This window comes from Alicyclobacillus fastidiosus, from assembly GCF_026651875.1.
GTDB lineage: Bacteria > Bacillota > Bacilli > Alicyclobacillales > Alicyclobacillaceae > Alicyclobacillus > Alicyclobacillus fastidiosus.
Genome location: NZ_CP104067.1, coordinates 3,948,520 through 3,972,876, shown reverse-complemented (window position 1 = coordinate 3,972,876; position 24,357 = coordinate 3,948,520). Strand labels below are relative to the sequence as shown.

18 protein-coding genes and 11 tRNA genes are annotated in these 24,357 nt (G+C 49.9%); 25 read left to right on the top strand and 4 right to left on the bottom strand.

What is annotated here, in order from left to right; genetic code table 11:
- Positions 1–186: 186 nt before the first annotated feature.
- Positions 187–726 carry a DUF421 domain-containing protein gene (locus NZD89_RS19645; RefSeq protein ID WP_268004413.1) on the bottom strand — a complete coding sequence of 180 codons (540 nt, stop codon included), beginning with the start codon at positions 724–726 and terminating at the stop codon, positions 187–189.
- Between the two features lie 163 nt (positions 727–889).
- A complete protein-coding gene (locus NZD89_RS19640) occupies positions 890–1,450 on the bottom strand; it encodes a C40 family peptidase (protein WP_268004412.1) in 561 nt (186 codons plus the stop codon).
- 289 nt (positions 1,451–1,739) lie between these two features.
- Here NZD89_RS19640 and NZD89_RS19635 point away from each other — a divergent pair, with 289 nt between their 5' ends.
- Complete coding sequence (locus tag NZD89_RS19635; protein ID WP_268004411.1) at positions 1,740–1,877, top strand: hypothetical protein; 138 nt, start codon at positions 1,740–1,742, stop codon at positions 1,875–1,877.
- 85 nt (positions 1,878–1,962) lie between these two features.
- On the opposite strand, the gene NZD89_RS19630 is transcribed toward NZD89_RS19635, so the two are convergent.
- Positions 1,963–2,991 (bottom strand): YjgB family protein, encoded by a 1,029-nt coding sequence (locus tag NZD89_RS19630; protein WP_268004410.1) that lies wholly within the window; start codon positions 2,989–2,991, stop codon positions 1,963–1,965.
- 329 nt (positions 2,992–3,320) lie between these two features.
- On the opposite strand from NZD89_RS19630, the gene NZD89_RS19625 reads away from it, so the two are divergent.
- From NZD89_RS19625 to NZD89_RS19565, 13 genes are all read left to right on the top strand, one after another.
- Positions 3,321–3,397, top strand: a tRNA-Ile gene (locus tag NZD89_RS19625).
- A gap of 75 nt (positions 3,398–3,472) precedes the next feature.
- Positions 3,473–3,549 (top strand) — tRNA-Arg (locus NZD89_RS19620).
- A gap of 3 nt (positions 3,550–3,552) precedes the next feature.
- Positions 3,553–3,635 (top strand) — tRNA-Leu (locus tag NZD89_RS19615).
- Positions 3,636–3,640: 5 nt separating this feature from the next.
- Positions 3,641–3,716 (top strand) — tRNA-Ala (locus tag NZD89_RS19610).
- Between the two features lie 3 nt (positions 3,717–3,719).
- A tRNA-Asn gene (locus NZD89_RS19605) sits at positions 3,720–3,794 on the top strand.
- Positions 3,795–3,800: 6 nt separating this feature from the next.
- Positions 3,801–3,875 (top strand) — tRNA-Glu (locus NZD89_RS19600).
- Positions 3,876–3,950 (top strand) — tRNA-Val (locus tag NZD89_RS19595).
- Between the two features lie 13 nt (positions 3,951–3,963).
- Positions 3,964–4,039, top strand: a tRNA-Met gene (locus tag NZD89_RS19590).
- Between the two features lie 3 nt (positions 4,040–4,042).
- A tRNA-Asp gene (locus tag NZD89_RS19585) sits at positions 4,043–4,119 on the top strand.
- A gap of 62 nt (positions 4,120–4,181) precedes the next feature.
- Positions 4,182–4,258: transfer RNA gene (locus NZD89_RS19580), tRNA-Ile, on the top strand.
- Between the two features lie 153 nt (positions 4,259–4,411).
- Positions 4,412–4,975 carry an anthranilate synthase component II gene (locus NZD89_RS19575; protein ID WP_268004409.1) on the top strand — a complete coding sequence of 188 codons (564 nt, stop codon included), beginning with the start codon at positions 4,412–4,414 and terminating at the stop codon, positions 4,973–4,975.
- Between the two features lie 69 nt (positions 4,976–5,044).
- Positions 5,045–6,574 (top strand): anthranilate synthase component I family protein, encoded by a 1,530-nt coding sequence (locus NZD89_RS19570; RefSeq protein ID WP_268004408.1) that lies wholly within the window; start codon positions 5,045–5,047, stop codon positions 6,572–6,574.
- 154 nt (positions 6,575–6,728) lie between these two features.
- Positions 6,729–6,804 (top strand) — tRNA-Arg (locus tag NZD89_RS19565).
- 86 nt (positions 6,805–6,890) lie between these two features.
- On the opposite strand, the gene NZD89_RS19560 is transcribed toward NZD89_RS19565, so the two are convergent.
- The gene (locus NZD89_RS19560; protein WP_268008551.1) at positions 6,891–7,220 is read right to left on the bottom strand and encodes a tyrosine-type recombinase/integrase; all 330 of its coding nucleotides are present in this window, start codon (positions 7,218–7,220) and stop codon (positions 6,891–6,893) included.
- A gap of 497 nt (positions 7,221–7,717) precedes the next feature.
- Here NZD89_RS19560 and NZD89_RS19555 point away from each other — a divergent pair, with 497 nt between their 5' ends.
- The 11 genes from NZD89_RS19555 to NZD89_RS19505 all read left to right on the top strand — a co-directional run bounded on the left by NZD89_RS19555 (position 7,718) and on the right by NZD89_RS19505 (position 24,330).
- Positions 7,718–9,553, top strand: a complete 1,836-nt coding sequence (locus tag NZD89_RS19555) for a glycoside hydrolase family 127 protein (protein WP_268004407.1) — start codon at positions 7,718–7,720, stop codon at positions 9,551–9,553.
- 220 nt (positions 9,554–9,773) lie between these two features.
- Positions 9,774–12,056, top strand: coding sequence for a glycoside hydrolase family 127 protein (locus tag NZD89_RS19550; protein ID WP_268004406.1), 2,283 nt, complete (start codon positions 9,774–9,776; stop codon positions 12,054–12,056).
- A gap of 706 nt (positions 12,057–12,762) precedes the next feature.
- The gene (locus NZD89_RS19545; RefSeq protein ID WP_268004405.1) at positions 12,763–13,755 is read left to right on the top strand and encodes an ABC transporter permease; all 993 of its coding nucleotides are present in this window, start codon (positions 12,763–12,765) and stop codon (positions 13,753–13,755) included.
- Complete coding sequence (locus NZD89_RS19540) at positions 13,752–14,597, top strand: ABC transporter permease (protein WP_268004404.1); 846 nt, start codon at positions 13,752–13,754, stop codon at positions 14,595–14,597. Before NZD89_RS19545 ends, NZD89_RS19540 begins: the two co-directional genes overlap by 4 nt.
- A 29-nt stretch (positions 14,598–14,626) precedes the next feature.
- Positions 14,627–15,655 (top strand): ABC transporter ATP-binding protein, encoded by a 1,029-nt coding sequence (locus NZD89_RS19535; RefSeq protein WP_268004403.1) that lies wholly within the window; start codon positions 14,627–14,629, stop codon positions 15,653–15,655.
- A complete protein-coding gene (locus tag NZD89_RS19530; RefSeq protein WP_268004402.1) occupies positions 15,648–16,685 on the top strand; it encodes an ABC transporter ATP-binding protein in 1,038 nt (345 codons plus the stop codon). The genes NZD89_RS19535 and NZD89_RS19530 overlap by 8 nt, the downstream gene beginning before the upstream one ends.
- A gap of 41 nt (positions 16,686–16,726) precedes the next feature.
- Positions 16,727–18,595: an ABC transporter substrate-binding protein gene (locus tag NZD89_RS19525; protein ID WP_268004401.1), complete on the top strand. Its 1,869-nt coding sequence runs from the start codon at positions 16,727–16,729 to the stop codon at positions 18,593–18,595.
- A gap of 119 nt (positions 18,596–18,714) precedes the next feature.
- Positions 18,715–19,911 (top strand): M6 family metalloprotease domain-containing protein, encoded by a 1,197-nt coding sequence (locus NZD89_RS19520; protein WP_268004400.1) that lies wholly within the window; start codon positions 18,715–18,717, stop codon positions 19,909–19,911.
- Positions 19,912–20,169: 258 nt separating this feature from the next.
- On the top strand, positions 20,170–21,408 hold the full coding sequence (locus tag NZD89_RS19515; protein ID WP_268004399.1) for an aminopeptidase P family protein: 1,239 nt from the start codon (positions 20,170–20,172) through the stop codon (positions 21,406–21,408).
- A gap of 121 nt (positions 21,409–21,529) precedes the next feature.
- Positions 21,530–23,230, top strand: a complete 1,701-nt coding sequence (locus NZD89_RS19510) for an ABC transporter substrate-binding protein (RefSeq protein ID WP_268004398.1) — start codon at positions 21,530–21,532, stop codon at positions 23,228–23,230.
- A 14-nt stretch (positions 23,231–23,244) separates the two neighbouring features.
- On the top strand, positions 23,245–24,330 hold the full coding sequence (locus NZD89_RS19505) for a M24 family metallopeptidase (protein WP_268004397.1): 1,086 nt from the start codon (positions 23,245–23,247) through the stop codon (positions 24,328–24,330).
- Positions 24,331–24,357 lie beyond the last annotated feature (27 nt).

Genomic DNA, 24,357 nt, shown 5'->3' with positions numbered 1-24,357 from the left:
GCACCAGGTTCGCCAAATCGAACTGCACGCCTTTGACGCTTGAAGGATCAAGAAGGTCATGGACTCACCTCTTTCCAGAAGGATGCCAAGGCCGTGGCGATGGTCTTGAATCTCTCGCTCTCGCGGCATGTCCCGTCGCGTGTTCGTATCGTTTAGTTTGTCTTTACGCGGACAACTTTATGCGCCTTATTTCACCTGTTCGCTTTCCTGGCGTCGATGGGCGGATGGATTCTCGGTTTGCGAGATTTTGTCTTCGCGGGGCTTTTGCTCGTCGACCGGGAGGACGCTTAAACTGCCTGTCGGCTCGAGTATGGCGTATTTGATGCTACGATAGTCAAAATACCCTTGCTCTCTGAGCATCTGGTTTAACAAGTCGACATTCACCTTGGTCTGTTTGAGGTGAGGGAGGATGTATTCCCCTTGGTGGATCAACACGACAGGCTTGCCACTCGTAACGAGTCTAAATCGCTTACTTTTGATGGCGATGACGGCGGCGATAATCGTGACGGCAGAAAACGCGACGAGTTGAATGGCGCCGTCGACGATGCTGTGAATCGAAGTCGAGGCCAACATATTTGCGGCGATGTTACCCATGCAAGCACCAGCGACCCAATTAAAATAGGTCGACTGACTAATTTGTGTCTGTCCTATCCAGCGCACGAGGATCAGCAAGATGATGAATGTGATCACCGCTGCGACAATCGTAAACAACAAGTGTATCGCCATGTCATGTCTCCAATCCACAAAGTACGCTATTAGCCTCTCCAAACCCGTTGAGAGGTATGTGAGGACCTGCCATCCACCGATGGGGTTGCCCACTTGGGTCTTTGTGGGTGGGATTGTTCTCGGTCAGTCCGCATGTTAAATAGGTCCATACGTACGCGCAGATTCAGATGATACAGGTGTACATCACGAAAAAGAGGGGGCTGTCCCAAAAGTCAATTTTGGATTTTTGAAGCCCAACTTTGATTAAGAATTCCTTAAAACAAAAAGCCTCCATCTCCACTTTCACTGTGGATTTTGAGGCTTTTCTATATGATGTTGGGACTGGGTGATTTGGTACGACCCTTTTGGGACACCCCCCTTGCGATATGATCATGTTAGAACATTCGGCGGACCGCCGACACGTGGTGAGCCCAATATGAGCCGGGTTTAACGAGAGATATCCTACTTTGCCAAGGCCGCCGCCTTCCTGAATCACCTGGTCGTTCCCAGCGTAGATGCCTGCGTGGTGACCGTCGTCGAAGATGATGAGAGCCCCAGGTTGCATAGAAGTGCGCGATACGTTCCAACCAACATCATTGAACTGAGCGCGTGAGGAAGTCGTCATCTTATAACCCAACGCATGACGATGCACGTAGGACGTGAAGTTGGAACAGTCGAAACCGTATTGACCTCGATCCTCGTTGTGCCCCCAGATATATGGCGTGCCCATCTTACTCTTAGCCACATTGAGCACTGCGTTCTCCTTCTGAACAGTGCTCGCGCTCGTAGGTACGCTCGCTTTCACGCGTGGATCCATTGTCACACCGGGTGGCAAAGCAGAAGCACTGGCCCACGGTGTGTCGACAGCCTAACATGGTCCGCTCACTCGTTTCATTGCTGAAATTCCGGTAGGAGTGGTGGGATTACCACGCACGGGGACGCTTTTAACTCTATTGGAGTATTCAGGTGAAGGTGCGTTGATCTACGCGAAACGAGGGGGGCATGGTGCATGATGGATGGGAGAGTGGCATTGGATGAAGGCTTGGCGTAGCACGCGATGGGTGACGTTTGGAGACGAGCTGTCGTGTGTTGCGGGAGACAAGGATGGGAGGCGTTGCGACAACGATTTTGAGGGGGACCGGGCTGTCAGCAGTGACTCGAATGACTGGTGACAGCCTAGGTTCCGAGGGTGTTTCGGTGTAGCGGGTCCTGCGACAGGTCCCTGACCTTCGCCAGGTGTGTGGAGCATTGCCGAAGTTACTTCAAGGTAACCGTACTGCTTTGACCCAACATGGCCGCACCTGAAGTTTCCTGATAAATCACGCGGACGTAGCCGGTTTGCCCGCGCATCGCATCGGTGTATAGAAAACTCATGGTCTGTCCGTCGCTGTTAATTGTGAAGCCCGGCACGTTATTTCCGCTGGTTCCGTTTTTCGACGCTTGCGTGAGCGTGTTGACCACGGGCGATCCGTTTGTCGGGATCCACTCCAATTCCTCCAATTGATAACCTTGTGGAGGATTCGCGATAGAGAAGGTGAGCAGTCGACCGGCTTTGCCCGGAGCGTTGTCAATGACGACACCTGGCGCCGGTTGGGTCGCTGCCATGCTGTTCACTGTACCTTGCGGCCAAAACACCGAGATGTGATCCACGTGCGAGGACACGGACCCGCTCTGGGACTTCGCGAAGACCCACAACAATTGATAATCGGGGCCTTCTGGGTAGAGATAGATCTGCGAATCGGATGTCTCTCGCACGGCACCCGGTTGACCCAGCACCTGCTCGATGTCCGCTAGTGTAACAGACTGGATGGCAGACGAGAACGAGCGGACGTCGAATATCTGCTCGCCCTTGTTCAACCCGAAAGCCGCTTGATGTGCGGGGAACGTCGCGTAAATTCCCGCTCCGGCCTCGTTTTGTTGCGCCGGCTGCCCCCAAGCTTGTTGAACCGCATCGATGTTTGATTGAACTTTGTAGGGAATCCCTACTGCCTGACCGGTTTTCGCCAGCTCGTTCGCTTGCCGCACGGTCTCCAGCGCGGTGCTGCTAGACGGACTCGTACTGGACGTGGGTGTGCTCGGTGTTGTTACCGTGCTTGTATTGGAAAGTTGCGTGCTGTTGTCATTTGTCGAGTTGGTCGCCGCCGTATTCGTCGTGGGCTCGGTTGTGACATTGATAGCTTTCTGGGATGCTGGCGCCGTCGTATTTGCACCTGCGCACCCCGTGACAAGTCCGCCTGAAAGGATAGCCGTGCCGATTGCGCTCAAAATCCATCGTGATGTTTTCACCATTCACACTCCTAGACACCGGTTTTAAATTGACAAAGCGACCCACCTGTGGATTATCTCGCCTGTGACCCACCTTGTAATACCCGTTGCGATGTTATAGACGGCGCGGTCCTTGTAATTGTTACGTCGCGCTTTGATCTTCCGCTAATGACGGGTGAACAATTTGCATAAGCAGGGGATGCAAAGCCTGTCGCAGGACAGGCAGGGGGACCGTCGCACTTAGTGAAATCTCGGTTACTATATCCAACTCGCCAAGAATCTATATAAATTCTATAAAAATGCTTGACTGATTGCAGTCGAGTATTGTACGATATCGCTCGTGACATCAAGGGCCCATAGCTCAGCTGGCTAGAGCGCACGACTGATAATCGTGAGGTCGGAGGTTCGAGTCCTCCTGGGCCCACCAGTTTCTCGAAAAATTGTTGTTGCGATAGAGTTCGATAGATGGTATGATATAACTTGTCGCTTGAAGTGACATCTTGTGCCCGTAGCTCAGCCGGATAGAGCGTTTGACTACGAATCAAAAGGTCGGGAGTTCGAATCTCTCCGGGCACGCCACGTGCCGAAGTGGCGGAATTGGCAGACGCACACGACTCAAAATCGTGCGGGAAACCGTGCCGGTTCGAGTCCGGCCTTCGGCACCATTTTTGGGGGTATAGCTCAGCTGGGAGAGCACCTGCCTTGCAAGCAGGGGGTCGTCGGTTCGAATCCGTCTACCTCCACCACATTCCTCGATAGCTCAGCGGTAGAGCATCCGACTGTTAATCGGAGGGTCGTAGGTTCGAATCCTACTCGGGGAGCCAATTCATGGCCCCATGGTCAAGCGGTTAAGACACCGCCCTTTCACGGCGGTAACGCGGGTTCGAATCCCGCTGGGGTCACCAGGACGGTTAGCTCAGGGGGAGAGCACTCGCTTCACACGCGAGGGGTCGGCAGTTCGATCCTGCCACCGTCCACCAGTAATCACTTCGACGCGGGGTGGAGCAGTTGGCAGCTCGTCGGGCTCATAACCCGAAGGTCGCAGGTTCAAGTCCTGCCCCCGCAACCATGTGGAGCCGTGGTGTAGAGGCCTAACATGCCTGCCTGTCACGCAGGAGACCGCGGGTTCGAATCCCGTCGGCTCCGCCAACTTACCCATTTGGGTCCCGTTGAGAACCAGTGGTGAAGACAAAAAATGCCCGTCGTCACTCGGGCCCATAGCTCAGCTGGCTAGAGCGCACGACTGATAATCGTGAGGTCGGAGGTTCGAGTCCTCCTGGGCCCACCATTTGGATGGTGGGCATTTTTGTGTCCTCTTTTAGCTTAAAATCCCGTTGACGTCGGCATTTTTGTCGTGTACCGTTAGCATCAGTCCAGTTGAGTTAGTTGAGATGAGTTGCAGTGTTCCGCATCGTCGGTGCACTCGAGAGGAGTTTGTACAGTGTTACTCGTAATCGATAATTATGATTCCTTCACGTACAATTTGGTGCAGTATTGTGCCGAATTGGGAAGTGAAGTGGTTGTCCGTCGCAACGATACCCCGTTACAAGAACTCGTATCCTTACATCCGTCCGCAGTCATTGTATCTCCAGGTCCCTGTTCACCGACTGAAGCGGGCGTGTCCATCGAGGCCATCCGGTACTTCGCTGGTCGCGTTCCTGTATTAGGCGTGTGCCTTGGTCACCAATCGCTCGCAGTCGCATTTGGCGGCCGCGTGATTCGCGCTGCCACGCCCGTGCATGGCAAGACATCCATGGTGAACCACAATGGGGACGACCTCTTTTGCGCTGTCCCATCTCCCTTTCGCGCGACGCGATATCACTCTCTCGAAGTCGATCCCGCCACGCTCCCCGCATCTTTCACCGTCACGGCTCGAGTGGACGACGTCATCATGGCGATGCGCCACGAACCGACTGGCGCTTTGGGTGTACAGTTTCACCCAGAGTCCATTTTGACCGATGCTGGCAAGCGGATGCTCGCGAACTTTTTGGCGACGGCCGCGTAAATCTCCGCTATGGACTGGCGAGGTTTATTTGGCGCCGATTGATTTCAATCCGAGAGGAGCTTATCTATCGTGCAATCGCATCGCTATCCCATCGAGGGGCAAGTTGACCCTTTTTATTTATATCTCCATGTTCAAACGGTCGTTGGGGAAGGCAGAGCCTTTCTCCTCGAAGCAGGTCGCGACGATGAGAACAGAGCCTACCAAATGAGCCTCATCGGTGTGTGTCCTGTCGTCGAGGTACAAGTGAAGGACGGGCTTGTGACAGTTTATGTCGACAAATCCCTCGAAGCGTCGCTGTTGGATTTGCCTGGCGGCGTAGAGAATGAGCTGTCGTTGGATGGAGTGTGGCCGAGCGTCGTCAGTCGGGAGGCACACTATTTCCGACCGAAGGACCCGATGGTATTTCTCGAACGACTGAGAGTACGGCTTCAGGAAATCTGTGCGCCCGATATGAACGAGCCATTTAGCGCCGGATTTTTGGGGTATGTCGGATATGACGGTGTACATTACCTAGAGCGGCTGCCAAAGTCGACTACGGATGATCGAAATGTGCCCGATATCCGCCTACAGTGGCACGCGGCTGTCGTCCAGTTGACAAGAGGGCAGATGGTTTTGCATCGCCAGGACGAAAACTTGCATGCAGGGGGTCTAGAGGGCTCGCTCGCGTCGCAACTGAGTCGACTGGCGATCGAACTCGAGCGCATTGCAGACGCGGGGCTAAACGAGCCCGAAGCACTGCGACGTGCCAAGAGCCTTTGCTCTGGCGAAACAGAGGTGCAGTACGACGTCTCGAAGGAAACGTACTGCAATAGCGTTGAACGAGCGCGCGAATACATTGCGCAGGGCGACATTTTCCAGGTGGTTCTGTCGACGCGCATGCGCATCGACCATGCATTACATCCCTATGCCGCGTATGACGCGTTGCGCCGTCTCAATCCTTCTCCGTACATGTTTGTCGCGGAGTACGAGGGGATGCGCCTGTACGGAGCGAGCCCAGAAGTGCAGTTTCGTGCCATCGATGGCCTTGCGGAGATGAAGCCAATCGCGGGAACATCCCGCGGAAGGGGCGGATCACGTGAGGAAGATGAGGCGCTCGTCGCAGCGTTGAAGGCTGACCAAAAGGAATCGGCAGAACATGTGATGCTGGTCGATCTCTGCCGCAACGACCTCGGGCGCATCTCAGTCAGCGGGTCCGTTCACGTGCCGGACTTCATGGTCGTGGAACGGTACTCACACCTGTTTCACCTGGTCTCTCGCGTCGAGGCTACCTTGCGTCCGGACGTCAGCGTGTTTCATGCGCTCCTCGCGACATTCCCAAACGGCACGCTATCCGGTGCACCGAAGATTCGTGCGATGGAGATCATCGATGAACTCGAGTCCCTCCGCAGGGGACCGTACGGCGGCTTTATCGGGATGATTGACGCGATGGGCAACGCGAACACGGCGATTGTCATTCGCTCCGTGCTGGAACTCAGTGGCACGCAGTACGTACAAGTAGGAGCTGGAATCGTCCTGGACAGCGTGCCAGAGCGTGAATGGCAAGAGTGTCATCACAAAGCTGGCGCCATCCTCGACGTGCTACAGGGAAGTCGTCGCTAAGGGCAGCAGCCTAGTAGGCGTTCCCTGTTTCATTGCGGCACCCCTCGTCGGCCTATCGCCGTTCATCGGGGGTGTCGCGGAGATTTATCGAGATGAAATTGAGATCAGCTATTGCACAAATCATCTATGCATGTTATGATACTAAACGTCGCTTGCGTCCGTAGCTTAGTGGATAGAGCGCTGGCCTCCGGAGCCAGAGGTCGGGGGTTCGAATCCCTCCGGACGCGCCACTTAGAAATACCAGTAGCATTAGGGCTTCTCGGGACTTCCGAGGAGCCCTGTTCTTTTGCTCAAAAGTGAGCGATCTACAAACTTTCTACAAATCATTTTTATGGTTTGTCTCTCCTCCCATCATATCCTCAAGTTTCTTACTGCATCTTCTTGGAGCCGACGTGTAACAGGGCTCATCGGCAGTAACTGTTATAGTGGAGTGCCCCAACCTTTGCGATATAACTTTGAGATCTACACCAGATTCAAGCAACCATGTCGCGTGCGAGTGACTTAAGTCATGAAAGGTAACGACTGGTAGCCCGAGCTTAGTGAGAGCTACTTTAACACCTCGAGCAAATATGTGCGGATCGGGGACGCTTCCGTCAGGGAGGCGAACTACATACAAAGAATCATCCCAAGGCTCTTCGTGATGCATTGCCAAGCAAGACTTTTCGTAAGTGCCGTTAGTCGTTTCGTCTCGTTTTTGCACCAGAACCTTATTTGGAATGTTGTATTAAGAATGCAAACATGATATGGTGTTCTTAGGCAATATTCAGACTATTTACACGTTGGATTGCTTTTGTTTATATTGGTAAAACCATTTAAATGAAAAATGGTTTATCGAAGTTTGGTTGAGTGGTAGCGATTTGTAACGTGCACCAAGACAACTGACGATTCTACCATTGAACACTGGAGGTTTACGATTTTTATCATTGAGGAAGACGTGGCGCAATCACTCATCGACAAAATCGTTCTTGCCTCCTCCACTCTGAAGCAGAACATACTGCATCCAAGGAAGAATCTCCTCCAACGTCGCCGTATTTTTCAAAGCAGGGGTCGCCCCGACGTGCCGAATGGGTCGATATTTACAGTTTCTTGTTTTATTCACTGTCGAGGTCATGATCCTTGATATCTCAATGGGAGGTAAAACGAATGAGCGAAGAGACGTTCCGTATTGTGGAAATCGTAAAATTTCAAGAATTGCAAGCGGTTCCGCTCAAAAATGTGCGACTGGAAGATACCTTTTGGTCGTGGAGATTACAAGTTCACAAAGACGTGACTCTTGAAGCATGTCTGCATCATTGCGAGGAAAAAGGCAGAATTCGCAACTTTGCAAAAGCTGCAGGCCAGAGCGATGGGGAATTCGAAGGCATCTATACATTCAATGACACAGACGTATATAAAACGTTGGAAGGCGTCGCTTACAGTTTAATGCTATATCCAAATGAGCAATTGGAGCAAAAATGTGATGAAATTATCGATCTGATCGCCGCTGCACAGCAAACGGATGGGTATTTGTGTACGTTTTTTACCCTTAAGGAACCTGATAAGAAGTGGACAGATATGAACAGTCATGAAATGTATTGCGGCGGGCATTTGATGGAGGCTGCCGTGGCGTATCGACAAGCTACGGGGAAAAATAAACTCTTGGATGTAGCGCGCAAGTTAGCAGATCATTACGATGATACATTTGGTCCAGGAAAACGCCATTGGGTCGAGGGGCACGAAGAAATCGGAATCGGCTTAGTGTCGTTGTATCGGGAGACTGGGGAAGAGAGGTACTGGAAACTTGCACAGTGGTTGCTGGAAGAGCGAGGCAAAGGTCATGGTGTTGGGCGCGTTTGGAAGATGGAGGGTCTAGGCCCCGAATACTCTCAAGATCATGTTCCGGTACGCGAAACTGTCGACGTACGGGGGCATGCTGTACGTGCAATGTACCTCTATTCGGCAGTTGCTGACATCGCAGCCATAACAAGGGATCGGGAGTATTTAGCCGCACTTCACAGAGCATGGGACAGTGTCGTGTTCAGAAATATGTACATCACCGGTGGAATTGGTTCTTCCGGCCACAATGAAGGGTTCAAAGAAGATTATGATTTGCCGAATGAAACCGCTTACTGCGAGACGTGTGCCTCGATAGGCATGGTCTATTGGAATCATCGACTGAACTTATTGCATGCTGACGCAAAGTACGCAGATATTTTGGAACGATCGCTTTACAATGGTGTTTTAGCTGGCGTATCCCTGTCGGGAAAAGAGTTTTTCTACGACAATCCGCTTGCGTCTGATGGGAGCCATCACCGTTTGGGATGGTTTGAGTGTTCGTGTTGTCCGACTCAAGTCTCACGCTTTATCCCCACGTTAGGAAAATATATCTATGCTTTCGGTGAACGCGGGATTTGGGTGAATCTCTATGTCGCCAGCACGAGCGTATTGATGGTAGGCGGATACGAAGTCGGTATTGTTCAGAAGGAAAACTATCCATGGGAAGGGACTGTGGCCTTGTCGATCGAAACAAGCGCCCCTCGGCAATTCGAATTCAACTTACGCCTCCCAGGTTGGTGCAAACAGGCAACCGTCAGTGTAAATGGCCATCGGGTCGAAGAGATAACAGTAAACAACGGGTATATCTGTCTGGATCGAACATGGGCGAACGGAGACACGGTAGTCCTCGATTTGGCAATGCCAGTTGAGAGAGTTCATGCGCCGTTTGAGGTCAAGGCCAATCGCGGCAAGGTCGCTCTACAGCGTGGACCGATTGTTTACTGTGTCGAGGACGTCGATCACGTTCAAGGTGTGGAAAACTTGAGACTATCATCGAATACTGAATTGGTGTCCGAGCATATTTCAAGTTTGCTTCACGGTGTAACGGTCATTCGTGGTTACAGTGAAAGCTCTGCTCAAGCGCTGACCGCGATCCCCTACTATGCCTGGGACAATCGAAGTCCAGGGAAGATGGCGGTGTGGTTGCAAGAGAACCGAACTTAGAGGCGATGAAAACAAGTGGTGTCGATAAATCACAGTTTCTCTCGATCTCGCTGTCGCGTTCGGCGAATTTTATTTCTATGCTCGTCAACATACATCGACGACATTGTGGCACTTTGTGATGAACTAATTGCTGCTCATGGCGACTGGTTGCCGTCATATCAGTGAATCAACAGGTGAACGAGTATCGACCGATAGGGAAAGGTAGAAGGAGGTACAGAATATGAAAGTCGTGTCAGACCCCAGGATGAAGGCTTTACCGTTTGATCTCAAGGATGTTGAGATCACGGACGGACCATTTCGCCTAGCACTGGAGTTGGACCACAAGTATCTTTTGGAATTGGACTGTAATCGTTTACTCGCGAGATTTCGCGAATATGCAGGGTTGAAACCGAAGGCACCCCATTACGATGGTTGGGAAGCTAGTACCTTATCTGGACATTCCCTTGGACACTACCTATCCGCCTGTTGCATGATGTATGACGCTACTGGCGATGAAGCGCTGAAACATCGGATAGAATACATTTTCGATGAATTGGAGGCCTGCCAAAGTGCGCACGGGGATGGGTATGTGTCAGCCATTCCGAGAGGAAGAGAACTTTTTGCTGAAGTAGCGTCTGGGAATATCCGTTCGAAAGGGTTTGACCTCAACGACGGTTGGGCTCCTTTGTACACTCTGCATAAATTAATGGCCGGTTTACGAGATGCGTATCGCACAATCGGGAGCAACAAAGCTCTCGCAATTGAAACTGGGTTAGCAGATTGGTTAAAACAAGTATTCATCAATTTGAGTGACGAACAGATGCAAGACATTATGCGTTGTGAATTCGGCGGTATGAATGAGGTACTGGCCGATATCTATTTGGATACTAGCGATGAAGACGCTTTGGCGTTGGCGGCTCGTTTCTATCACCATGACGTGCTCGATCCGCTAGCGGAGAGCAAAGACTGTCTTAAAGGCAAACACGCGAACACACAGATTCCAAAACTCATTGGGTTGCTGAAGCAATACCAATGTACGGGTGATGAGTCGCTTCTTAAAACGGCAAAATTCTTTTGGGATCGAGTGGTAAATCACCATTCATACGTTACTGGCGGGAACAGCAACGGCGAATATTTCGGGAGTCCTGATAGTTTAAATGACCGACTTAGTCTCAGCACGACAGAGACATGCAACACCTACAATATGTTGAAATTATCTGCACTCCTATTTCAGTGGGATACCTCCGCAGAAATCGCCGACTACTGCGAAAGGGCACTCTATAATCACATTTTGGCCTCAATCGACCCTGAGACGGGAGGTGTTTGCTACTTCCTATCTTTGGCTATGGGGGGGTATAAAAATTTCCAGGACAAATTCAACCACTTTACTTGCTGTGTTGGCACGGGAATGGAGAATCACGCGAGTTATGGCGGTCAAATCTATTTTCACAGCGCAGATACGTTGTACATCAATCAGTTCATCCCCTCTCGCCTGAATTGGCGAGAAAAAGGGATTCTGTTGCTGCAGGAGACGAGTTACCCGAACGACCACAAGATCAATTTTCACATACTCGGCGATTTGTCCGCGTCATTCACGTTCTGTATCCGATATCCCAACTGGGCACAACGGGGGATTGACGTGAAAATCAACGGGGTCAATCAGTCAATCGAAGTGGGCCCAGGGCATTTTGTTCAATTTGATCGCGTTTGGAATCCTGGTGACTTAATTGAGCTAAGCATTCCGATGTCGCTGCGAATTGAAACGATGCCAGACAATCCGTCGCGTGTAGCAGTCATGCATGGACCATTGGTACTGGCTGGAGATCTGGGACCCGTTAATGACCCAGCCGCCAGTCATCCGCTGTATGTTCCTGTGCTTATTTCTCCGAGCCTACAGATAGACAGTTGGGTGGAACCAGTTTCGGGCGCGCCAAACAATTTTCGCACCGTAATTGGTCACCCACGCAATGTGACGCTCGTACCTCTCTATCAAATGGTTGGGGGTCGGTATTCAGTTTACTGGGACGTTTTTTCTTTATCCGAGTGGGCAATGCGAGAGCCTGAATACACATCTGCCATTGAACAAGTGAGGGGGCTGGAGCAGTGCACAGTAGACTATGTACAACTCGGCGAGATGCAACCGGAGCGGGACCATCAGTTTGACGGTGACATGATATATCTCGCGTCACTCAATATTCGAGGTTGTCGGTACGCTGTAAACGGTGGCTGGTTCTCTGTGGTATTAAAGGGAGATCCCGAAAAACCTATGTTTTTAGTAGCGACTTATCTAGCAGAGCCCGAGCCAGATTGCGACTTTTCGGTGTTCATCAACGGCATGGAGGCCGAGTTTGTCGCGACTGAACCAGCAGAATCCCCGTCACTGCGCAACGTAAGTTATCTCGTACCAGAGGACACGATGAAATCGGATGTGATGACAGTGAAATTTCAAGCTGCTGCTGGAAAGCGAACACCAAAGGTGTACGGCTTAAGAACCGTTATCAGGAACCTGTATGAGACTTTATAAACTGAAACCTTTCGATAATGATGGACTAGATGCTCTTTCCGTCCGAAATTTTGGGTGGGCGATATGAAGGGGAGCGTTTACAAGGGGCGGATAACCGGTTTATTGCCGGAATTATCTGCGCCGTGAGGAAGAAAAGCGTGATCTACTATGAGCCCGAACAAATTTATGTACGACAGCCGGTGGAGCCGAGACCAAACACTGGGCGCACCTTTATAAATGACAGAATATTTAAAATTGGTAATTGTTTCGGTGTTTTATAGGTGTTATACTAATGGGAATACGTTTAAATGGTATTACCAATATAACTGATATTCCTACGGGTATTGTTATCAATTGTAGTCCATGGTTGCAGGTTCTGCCTAAGCATTTGCCGCTTGATGGGGAAACATGCCTTAATACGATTCCGTCAATGTCTTTTAGAAATTCAGGGAGATAGGAGGGAGGAAATATGTTTCGTAAATTGTTTTCGATGTCGGTTATTTGTGGGTGTTTATCTATCCTATGTATTCTACTGAACCTCCATCATCGTGCAGAACTTATTGTAAGCATCGATTCTTTATGTGTTTCTCTCTTACCTGCAGGTATTGTGTTGGTGTTGTCTCTAGTTGATCGAAGAAGAGACGGACTGAAGAGGTCGTCTGGATGAAGCGAACAACGAATTTCGCGTACCGTTGACTGCACACAGAACTGAGAAGGAGCGATTGGTGTGGCGCTCGTGAAGCGTGTTTTGCTTATGCTGTTTCTCATTTGGCTGACCGTAACCGCAACATTTTTCCTGATTCGCTTGATCCCAGGAAATCCAATCATCATGCAGTTGAATCAATTTGTACAACAGGGAATGACTTATGAAGCTGCTCTTCGCAAGGTGAATGCAATGTATAACATTAAAGTCAATGCCCCCCTTATCGTACAGTACTTCGAATACATTGGGGGATTATGTCACGGCCAGTTGGGTAAGTCTGTGTTATTTCCAAACGCAACGATTCTCCAACTGATCGCCGAGACACTACCTTGGACGGTTTTGACAGTTGCCAGTTCGATTTTGGTCAGTTTCATCATCGGTATCCTACTGGGAACAGTCGTGGCATATCGACGTGGGGGGTGGCTGGATCAAATTTTGACGCCAGTTTCCTCCGTGTTAAATGGATTACCAAATTATTTGATTGGCACATTGCTATTGTTCTTTTTTACGGTCATCGTACGATGGTTTCCATCACAAGGGGCATATTCACCAAATGTCGTGGTTGGATTTAATCTACCGTTTATCTTAAGCGTTGCAAGGCATGCCATACTTCCAGTCTGCTCCTATGTGATTTCATCGTTTGCAGGGTGGGTACTGTTGATGAAAAGCAACACGATTTCCGTCTTAGGCGAAAACTTCATAGCTGGAGCCCGAACGCATGGGATACCGGAACGACGGATTATGTTGCGCTATGTGGCACCGAATTCCATCCTCCCGATGGTGACCAACGTGATTCTTAGTATCGCCTTTCTGTTCGGGGGATCGATTTTCGTCGAGAGCATTTTCAACTATCCGGGAATTGGATATCTCTTTAGCCAAGCGTCAGCCAATTCCGACTACGCCCTGTTGCAGGCTTTGTTCGGGGTCTTAACAATAACCGTCATTGTTGCAAACTTTATCGCGGATATTCTTTACACTCGACTTGACCCGCGTATCACACTGGAGGACATCGCATGACACTGATTCGGGTTGTGTGCTCAAAGGTCCGTTACGTGTCTGGCGCCATACTGCTTCTTATCTTTGCCGTACTTTCAATTTTCGGAACACTGCTCTATCCGCACGGTACACCGATGGATCCGACAAATCTCTACGCCCCGGCAAGTTGGAGTCATCCGTTTGGTACGGATTTCGCAGGTCGCGACATTCTGGGTATGGTCGTACTCGGAACGAGACCAGTAATTGTTGTCGCTGTGTTGGCTGGCATCATCACGCTGTTTGTAGGCACACTTGTTGGTCTTCTGTCCGCTTATGTGGGTGGCATTCTCGATACCGTGCTGATGCGTTTGACCGATTTCATTCTGGCGTTGCCTTCATATCCAATCATGATCGTTTTGGCTGCCGTACTACACGTTAGCGGAGCGCTTCCCATGGCCGCATTGTTGTCGGTCACGGCTTGGGCGGGATTGGGTCGCGCGATTCGGTCGCAGGTGCTGAGTACCAAGAAGCAGGAGTACATCGAGGCAGCGAGATCGCTTGAAATCGGACACTGGCGTATCGCAATTGGGGAGATGCTGCCGTCATTGATGCCGTACATCATGATGCACCTGATTATGGCGGTGACCGCAGCCGTATACGGGGAAGTTGGCTTGTATTTCCTCGGCGCAGTACCTGTAAACAGCGCTAACTGGGGCGTCATGCTGAACTGGGCATTCAATGTCTCGGGTGCGATTTACACGCCTCAGAGCGCGTTGTTCCTCGTAGCACCGCTGCTCGCCATTACGCTGCTGCAAACCGGAGCCGTTCTGTTCAATCAAGCGTTAGAGGAGTACTTTAATCCAAACTTGCGAACAAGTGCATGACGGCAGTCGAACTTATGGGAGGTGATGATGTGTCTCATCAAGACAGCGACGTCGTACTTTCAGTACGCGACTTGAGTGTAGTCTACGGGGCGCCAGCAAAGGGTCGCAAACGCAAGTCTGCGCCGCCTGCGGTTGCTGTAGACCACGTTTCACTAGATCTAAAGGCGGGTGAATGCATCGGTTTGATTGGCGAAAGCGGCAGCGGTAAATCCACGTTTGGCTACGCAATCATGAACCTGTTGCCAAAACCCGGTCGTATTACGAATGGGAAAATTGAACTGCTTGGGAGCGGAGATCTCGTTCGTCTCGATAACCGTCGCTTGGCGGCCATCCGTGGGAAACAGATCGGAATGGTATTTCAGGGTGCACAGAGCATGTTCAACCCACTCATGACAATCCAAGATCACCTGCGCGACATTTTTCGGGTGCACGGCGTGGATAATCAAACGGGGTTGAACGAAGCCAAGGAGTTGATGAATCGCGCTCGGCTCGATGTAGGTCGGGTACTCCGTTCATACCCTCATGAATTGTCCGGTGGTATGCGGCAACGCGTTGCGATTGTGGCGTCGGTCATGATGAAACCTGATGTCCTAATTCTCGATGAGCCTACAACAGCGCTCGACGCCCTTAGTCAAACGCTAGTGTTGGATATCCTGCGCGATATCCGGAGTGTACAGTCCATGGCAATGATTTTCATCACACACGATTTCGCCGTCGCTTCAAACATTGGAGACCGAATTGCTGTGATGTACGCCGGACAAATGGTTGAAGTCGGACCGGTACTTGACGTTTACCGCAGGGCTTCTCATCCATATACGCGCGGTCTGATTGCGTCCGTTCCCTCATTGACGCGGGCCGATGGAGAACTTGCGGGCGTCCCTGGTCAACCTCCGAACATGAGCGACTTGCCGAAAGGGTGTCGGTTTGCGGACCGTTGCAATTTGGTCACGGAACAATGTCGAACGCGCGTACCTGAGACACTCACGGTGGGCAATGAACACGACGTTATGTGCGTACGTGCGATTGAGATCGGGGAGGAGGTGTCCGTTCATGTCTGATCCGGTGCTTGAACTTAAGGATGTAAGCAAGTATTACAGAGTTGGCCGTGGACTATTTGGAACCAAAAAAATGTTGCGGGCGCTCCAACCGCTGTCGTTTGCGGTGGCACGAGGAGAAATCTTGTCGATCGTAGGTGAAAGTGGCTGTGGCAAGTCAACGCTTGGTAAGTTGATGTCATTCGTCACGCCCGTGACAACAGGTGAGGTGACGGTCGATGGAAAGACAGTCCACAGTTTAACTGACAGAACAGGTCGGGACGTTCGCCGCGCGGTACAAATCGTCCACCAGGATCCTTACGCTGCGCTGAACCCGAGAAAGACAGTCGGGAGTATCCTCATCACGCCGATAGTTGCCAATCACCTCGGCAATCGTCAAGAAGCAAAGCGGAGAGCAGTCGAATTACTTGAACTGGTCGGATTGCATCCTGCAGCTAATTATTTAGGAAAGTATCCCTTCGAATTATCAGGAGGCCAGCGTCAACGCGTCGTAATCGCGCGGGCTTTAACAGTAAATCCAAAGGTCATTGTCGCGGATGAGGCGGTCTCCATGATTGACGTGTCGTTACGGCAATCAATTCTCACTACCCTGAAAGACCTGCGTACACGACTGGGCGTGGCGGTTGTGTTCATAACCCACGATCTCGCTTTGGCTCGCCACTTTTCTGCCGGACACAACACGATGGTCATGTACGCAGGACAGATCGTGGAGTATGGTCCGACCGAGGAAGTCATCGAAAATCCGCGCCATCCATATACTGCAATTTTACGTTCCACTGTACTCGATCCTGATCCGGATGTGGTTCATGACAGCGGGCTAAAAGCGCTACCCGGAGAGCTTCCGGATCTAAACGTCGAAATCCCCGGTTGCCCGTTTGTCAATCGCTGCCCACTAGCGAGTGATATTTGCCATACCCATCAGCCTCATCTTCAAAAAGATTTAACGGGGCGCTCAGTTGCCTGCCACACACCGATTGAGTGGTCTGATGTGTCTGGGGGTGAGATGTTGGCGAGCGCTACATTGTTTGATTAATTAGGAAGGATTTTTGGGGTAATCAAAGGGAGGATAGAGAAATGGAAAAGAAAAGGTTAATGGGGCTTTTTGGTATTAGTCTTTCCACTATACTTCTTACTAGCGCATGCTCCACGATCCAGTCACAATCGACAACTGGCCCAGTTTCCACAATCAATTCGTCATCGAAAAATCAATCGAATGAATTTGCGTCTTCAGCGAGCCACCCGTTTACAGCGATTGCAACCTGGAACTTTGCGAACGGCTATAACCCGCTAGAAACAAACAGTCTGACGAGTTGGTACCAGTCTGGTATTGTGGACCCGCCACTGGCTTGGGTTTCACGGACTGATGTGGGCTCGAGTGGCATCATACCAGGTGTTGCATCGAAATGGAGCATGGATGGGAGAACGCTTTCAATTTGGGTCAACCCGAAAGCGAAGTGGTCTGACGGGACACCCGTAACAGCCAAGGACATGTTGCTTAGTCTCCAAATTGCATTATATTTAAATCAATGGATGGGATTGTCTGTCGGTCCAATGAAGATTGTCAACGACCAGGAAGTTCAAGTACAAGAGGGCTCTGTCCCATATCCAAACTTTATGCCGTATGTCCTCGGTTACACGCCAGTCTACTCCTACGCGGAATTCGGCAAGTTCATTCCAAGCAATATATATCAATTATTCCTCGATGCCAACAAGAGTGGCAAGGTGGGTTCTGACGCCAGTACAAAGATAACCAACATTTTGACAGCTATGGAGGGCTACAAGCCGAACTACACCATCAGTTGTGGTCCATGGGAACTTCAATCCGCATCGAATTCGCAAGCGCTGTTCAAGCCGAATCCGTATTTTTGGAATGCCAAGAATATCCCCGAGTTGGAACTGTTGAACGGTACGAACGCTAGTCTCGAGTATACTTGGGCGGCGCAAAGTCAATTTACGATTGGCGGGGTTCCCAACATTACCCCGAACCTATTGAATCAGTGGTTGCACTCGGATTCAAGCCACAAGGTGATTTACAGCACGTTCTTTGGCAATGTCGGGATCGCATTCAATACATCTGTCTATCCGTACAACCAATTGCAACTCCGACAAGCGATGGCATATCTCATCGATCGACAAGATGTAGCACATGTCTCCAACCCACTGATGGACAAAGCAGTGAACCCCCCGGTGCCCTTTTTTGACAATATGAATGTACAGACATATCTGACCGCCCAGCAACGTAGTCAACTCAACCCGTACAACTACGATCCTGCAAAAGGTGAAGCGCTTCTGAAATCCATGGGCTTTAAGCGAACCTCGAACGGTTGGGTGATGCCAAACGGCAAACCTTTTGAACCGAAAATTTCGGCACCGTCGACAACCCCAGCTTGGCAGGAAGCTGCTGAGGTCATCAAAGAAGACCTCAGCAAGGTAGGTATCCAAGCGCAGGTCTATTTTCCTGCTGCGAACATCTACAATACTGATCTCGAGGCCACAGGCAGCAAAGGAATGGACATGGCAATCGGCTGGGAAGCCTTCTCTGTTCGTCCATACAATAACTTTGCTGATGCGGCCTACTATACAGCTGGTGTGAACATGGACTATGGCACACAGTCGTACACGATTAGCAGTGGTGATCGCGGCTTACCGAAAATGACCGATCCTAACGGTAGACCGGTCGATCTCGCCAAACTAGCCGCCCAAACACTATACACCGCGAATACGGAGAAATTAAAGAAGGCCATTTGGCAAATCAGTCAGATCAGTAATAACAATCTGCCCATGCTTCCTCTGTGGGAAGACTACCGCAACGTGAATTATATCGACACACAGTACTACACCGGATTTCCTGCAGGTAACAACCCGTTTTGGGTTATCCAGAACAACTTTGGCCCCAACTGGGCTGCGTTTTTTTACGCCGGTATGATTAAACCAGCAAAATAAGTATCTCTGCGAGACTCACTCGACGGTTTACCTGTCCTACACACACACTAGACAAAGGTCAAACCATTTGGTTGTGTTAGTAAACAATCTGAAGTTCCGAAGAATGGGGGAAATGATGTATGGCAGATTCCAGCGTGTTAATGGAAGGGGCAGTTCTCTACCACGATCATCGTGAAGATGCAAATCTGGGGAAACTCCCCGGACGAGTGGGATGGACAGATTTGGGCCAATTCACCAATCACGGTATCTTTCAGCCATCTGTCGGAACCATTCAGGCAGTCATGATCTTTGTGGATTTTCCAAATGCTCCAGTTTCAGAAGCACCTAAAAACTACCAACATACAAGACCGTACTACGAATGGCTCGTCCCTGGCGGGCGTCAGTGGTTTATAGATGCTTCGTTCGGTCGAATGGACGTTCACGTTACACCAATCAATCGCTGGTACAGAATGAGCAAGGTCGACGACACGTATGGATTTCAACGCGGTATCAGTTCCGATCAACATACAAATTACATCCAAGAGGCGGTCCTTCTTGCCGCAGCCGACGTGGACTACTCTAAATACGACGTCGTTTACATCGTTCCTTGCAAAAATGCATCCGGAATCACGTTCTCACCAACTCATATTGATGGCGGTAGAAATAAGGTTGCTGTCAACGGGCGAGTGGTGACGCATGCTGTGACCTTCGGTCAGGATATGTGGAGGTGGGGGTACAAGGTTATGAACCACGAAACACTTCACATTTGTGGACTTCCGGACCTATACGCTTTCGAGGAAAAGGGCAATCCGTCTAACAGTCACTACTTTGTGGGGGGCTGGGATGTCATGGGCCTGATCAGCGGCCACGCACCGGATCCATTTGCGTGGCACAAGTGGAAGTTAGGCTGGCTAGACGACGATCAAGTAGACGTTGTCACTAAGCCGGGCGCTTTCATACATCATCTCTCACCAATAGAGTCTTCCGGAGGTACAAAGATGGTAGTCATCCCACTTTCGGAGACATCAGCCTTCGTGATCGAGTCTCGTCGGCCCCTTGGCAATGACAATTACGCAACGGATAGTGGTGTGTTAGTCTATCATGTCGACTCAAGCGTGCGCACGGGGCGCGGTCCTTTGTACGTCGTTCACGGTAATCCGGAACTGAGGGATACGTACGATCCGGATGATGTAAATACTGCCTGCCTGGGTCTGAATGAAAACAAATTCGCAACCTTCGACGATCCAACAAGTGGCGTCAGTGTTACCGTCATCAGTCAAAGTGAGGTAGAGGATGTTGTTCTGGTTAAACGCAGCGACCAAGCAGTGAGTTTATGAGCTTAAATGACATGGATGTATCATAAACCGCTCGCAACGCGATTTCGAGAACTGGAAAAGGCATTGCCACAAAACGTGGGGATGCCTTACCTAGATTTATTGTCCAACGATAATTATCGTCGAAATTTAGGTCTCTCAATTTTGAATTTTCTGTATTGATGTGTCCTAGCGATAGGTCTATACTTTTCTTAGTCAAATGGTTATACCTTTAACGGGTCTGGCAACATGCTCTTATACAAAATCCGAGGGGGACGCAAGATGAATCAGGACTTTTTTATGCGAAATCGGGCACACGTAGCAAGCAGGGTAAAGGATAACTCTATATTGATTCTGTTCTCAGGCAAATCAGTCCAAAAATCAGCTGATGAATTATACCCGTTTAGTGTGAATCGAAATTTCTACTATCTTACGGGATTAGATTATGAAGGAGCCATTCTACTGGTCGAAAAGAAAGATGCGGGTGTGAAAGAGACATTGTTTATAGAAGCAGGGAGTGAGCACAAGGAAAAGTGGAACGGTAAAATGCTCACTTCCAAAGAGGCTAAGGAGATATCTGGCGTAGAACAGGTCAAATATCTGGAGAATTTTTATCCGGAGTTGGAGCGGTATCTTCGAACCGGGAAATTCACTGACGTGTATTTAGATTTAGAACGATATGGTTGGAACGTCGCTGTATCCCTCGAACAATCCTTCGCAGAGGAAATCAAATCAAAGTATCCGCATATTCTCTTGAACGATATATATCACCAAATTTGTGAGTTGCGGACGAGAAAGTATCCCGAGGAAGTCGAACTCATTCGAAAGGCGTTGGAATGTGCGAATTCAGGATTTCAATCGATGCTATCAAATACACACATTGGTGTCATGGAGTACGAGCTCGAGGCGCATTTCGATTTTGCCATAAAACGTTTAGGCTCGAAAATGGCCTATGCCCCAATTGTGGGTGGAGGCATTAACGCTACAATTATGCACTATATCAAGAACAATCAAGAAGTCAAAGACGGAGATTTAATCCTAGCGGACGTTGGAGCAGAGTATCACTACTATAAATCAGACATCACGCGCACATTTCCGGCCAACGGGCGCTTCAGTGCTAGACAACGGAAAATCTACGACATCGTGCTAAAAGCTGAACTTGATACGATAGCGTGTATCAAACCTGGTGTCCGTCATGGCTATCTAAATGAAGTTACCTGCAATGTGCTCGCACAAGGTTTGCGAGACCTTGGTGTGATTGTAGAGGATTCAGAACTCGAAAAATACTATTTCTACAACGTGAGTCACTATCTTGGGTTGGATACACATGACGTTGGCGCGTATGACGTTCTTCGGCCAGGAATGGTTCTCACGGTTGAGCCTGGTATTTATCTACCAGACGAATCGCTTGGTATTCGCATTGAGGATAACGTGTTGGTCACAGAAGACGGCTATGAAATCTTGTCAAAGGACATCATTCGAACAGCGGACGAAATCGAGGCGTTTATGGCCGCACGCTAAACTATGAAAAATCGGAACCAAAATACTTGCTGCTCCAAGGCGTGGGTGCTTAGCTACTTAGGTGACTCAGACATCGAGGTGTGTGATAGCGCTTTCTATATTTTGATTTGGGGGAATCAAAATGAAAAAAGTAAGCGTAAACCGAAAAGTATTGGCTATGGCATCCGTATGTGTTCTAGGGACGTTAGTAGTCGGGTGTGCAAGCCCATCAAAAAGTCCACCAAAGAACTCAGTCATGAATGCCGCTGCTGGGACAAGTCAGCAACGACCACAAGTTGGGGGGGACATCGTCATCGACAGTCCGCTCCCGCCAAAAGCCTTGGATCCAGCCGAGGCTTTTGATATGGCTTCCGGGGAAATCATCAGTGCCATGTACGACCAACTGCTGATGTACAAGGGGACCACGACGCAAATTGTACCAATGGCGGCGAAGAGCTATTCCGTGTCGCCAAACGGTAAAGTGTATACATTTCAATTGCGCAAGGGAATCAAGTTTTGGAATGGTGACCCACTGACGGCTCAATCCTTCATAGACGAATTTGAACGGGTTTTAAACCCGAAAATTGCGTCTGCTGGAGAAGGATTTATTGATCCCATTATCCAAGGTTCAGCCGCGTATGCAGCGGGTAAGGCGAAGACGATTTCAGGGATTTCTGCGCCCAATCCTGATACGCTCATTATTCGTCTAGAGAAACCTGAACCGTTTTTCCCTAAGATCCTGACTATGACGTTTTTTTCGGCTGTCGACCAAAAATACATTAACTCGGTCGGAGAAAACAAATACGACTCGCAAGATGCGATGGGTACCGGACCGTTCGAATTAAAGGATGTTACCACGAATAGTGTCGTCCTGACCAGAAATCCGAGCTACTGGCGGACTGACCAATATGGAAATCAACTACCGTACCTGAATCAGATCACCATTGACATCACAGAAAATACGGCCCTCGAAGCGCAGCGCTTTGAACTGGGAACAACAGCATTCTTAGGCAATCTAACGAGCGGCATTCCAAATGATCAATATCCTACATTTGAAACAAACCCAGCGCTGAAAAAGACAGTTTTGCAAGTCCCGATGGTCAGCGTTTGGTACGTCGATATGACGGTGAAGGATAAGCCGTTTAACAATGTGTTGGTCCGAAAAGCGCTTGAATGGGCCATCAATAAGGCCTACATCATTAAACTTCTAAAGGGTCAGGGAGAAGTGGCGAACCAACCAACGCCACCGATGCTACCAGGGTACAACAAGCACCTGCCATCCGACGCGACGTACGGATACAATCCCGCAAAGGCGAAACAACTGCTTGCTGAGGCCGGATATCCAAAAGGATTTTCAATCTCTCTAGAGACGTTCAACACGCCTACAGACGAAGCAATTATCACAGCCATCGCGGGGAATTTGAACGCTATCGGTGTGAAATGCAAGATTCAACCGATGGAGGGATCGACATTTCTAACTGAGTATCTGCAGGGGAAGGTGCCGTTCTTCTTTACAGGCTACAATCAAGATTTTCCGGATGCTTCAGATTTCCTCAATACCGAATTTAATTCGGCGAACGCGCCTGCGACCGATAATACTTGGTACGATAACCCGCAGGTGGATAGTCTATTGAACGAAGCGCAGACAGACACCAACCAACAACAGCGTGTAAAGATTTATGAGCAAATTAACGCTGATTTGATGGCGGATGCGGCACAGATTCCAATTTACATTCCGATGGACACCATTGCCGTTCAGCCTTGGGTGCACGGATACCAGATGAGTCCAACACAGTTTGATCCACTGACGACGATATGGATAGACAAAAATCATTCGAAGTAGTAGGGGAGATGGATTTGGAAGATTATCTTGCAGAACGAGTGAATCGAGCCAGAACGTTACTTGTAGCGCAACAATTGGATGCAGTGATAGCTACATCTTCTTCGAATTTCTACTATTTCACAGGAGTTCATATAGAGCCGCATGAACGATTGCTAGCATTCATACTGCCGCGACAAGGTGACCCAGTTATTCTCGCACCTAAGCTCCATGAAGAAGAGTTTGCGGGTATCTCCATCGAAGCTAGGTTCTGGAGCGATGGACAGGATACCACGGAACTTCTCGGTACGGTTTTGCCGAAAGAAGGGAATATCAGCGTAGACAGCAGTTGGCCAAGCAAATCACTTCTTTCATTGATGGCACACAGGCCGAACTTGCGATTTGTCGACAGTGCAACTACGCTTTCGCATCTACGATTAAGGAAGGACGCTCGCGAGTTGTGTCTGCTTCGGGAGGCGGGAGTTCTGACGGATCGAGTCATGGCGAACGTGATTGGTGACATTCGGGTCGGAATGACGGAGTTGGACGTCGTTGAGAGGCTCAAGCACTTTTGGCGGCAGGAAGGGGTTTATGAGCTTGCATTTGCACCGATTGTCGGTGTCGGTGCAAATGGGGCGATGCCACATCACCAACCTGACGCTACGCGCATCCAGCCGATGGACACGGTCGTTATCGACATGGGCGGTATTTGGAAGCATTATCTCTCTGATATGACGCGTACCATTGTCGTGGGTGAAGTGGCTCAACCTGTGCGGGAAGCGTATTCTATCGTGAAACAGGCGCAATTGGCTGGGATGGCGGCTGTGAAACCGGGGGTGCCTATCGGCGCGATTGACGTCGCTGCGCGAACCATCATTTCCGACGCCGGGTATGGTCGCTATTTTAACAACCGAACAGGGCATGGCGTTGGCATGGAGATTCACGAGGAGCCGTATGCCTACGGCGAGAATGCTACTGTGTTGGAGGAAGGTATGGTCTTTAGCGTGGAACCAGGAATCTACATACCAGGTGGATTTGGTATTCGGATTGAGGATGTCGTTATCGTGACAGAAGACGGGTGTGAAAGTATGTATCAATTTACTAAGGAATTGTTAACTGTATGAGTAAACGGCCGGGGCCCCGTCATTCAT

Coding starts and splice junctions, on each gene's coding strand:
- NZD89_RS19645 (WP_268004413.1), bottom strand. CDS start 726: ATGGCGATACACTTGTTGTTTACGATTGTCGCAGCGGTGATCACATTC.
- NZD89_RS19635 (WP_268004411.1), top strand. CDS start 1,740: ATGAAGGCTTGGCGTAGCACGCGATGGGTGACGTTTGGAGACGAGCTG.
- NZD89_RS19560 (WP_268008551.1), bottom strand. CDS start 7,220: ATGCATCACGAAGAGCCTTGGGATGATTCTTTGTATGTAGTTCGCCTC.
- NZD89_RS19555 (WP_268004407.1), top strand. CDS start 7,718: ATGAGCGAAGAGACGTTCCGTATTGTGGAAATCGTAAAATTTCAAGAA.
- NZD89_RS19550 (WP_268004406.1), top strand. CDS start 9,774: ATGAAAGTCGTGTCAGACCCCAGGATGAAGGCTTTACCGTTTGATCTC.
- NZD89_RS19540 (WP_268004404.1), top strand. CDS start 13,752: ATGACACTGATTCGGGTTGTGTGCTCAAAGGTCCGTTACGTGTCTGGC.
- NZD89_RS19530 (WP_268004402.1), top strand. CDS start 15,648: ATGTCTGATCCGGTGCTTGAACTTAAGGATGTAAGCAAGTATTACAGA.
- NZD89_RS19525 (WP_268004401.1), top strand. CDS start 16,727: ATGGAAAAGAAAAGGTTAATGGGGCTTTTTGGTATTAGTCTTTCCACT.
- NZD89_RS19520 (WP_268004400.1), top strand. CDS start 18,715: ATGGCAGATTCCAGCGTGTTAATGGAAGGGGCAGTTCTCTACCACGAT.
- NZD89_RS19515 (WP_268004399.1), top strand. CDS start 20,170: ATGAATCAGGACTTTTTTATGCGAAATCGGGCACACGTAGCAAGCAGG.
- NZD89_RS19510 (WP_268004398.1), top strand. CDS start 21,530: ATGAAAAAAGTAAGCGTAAACCGAAAAGTATTGGCTATGGCATCCGTA.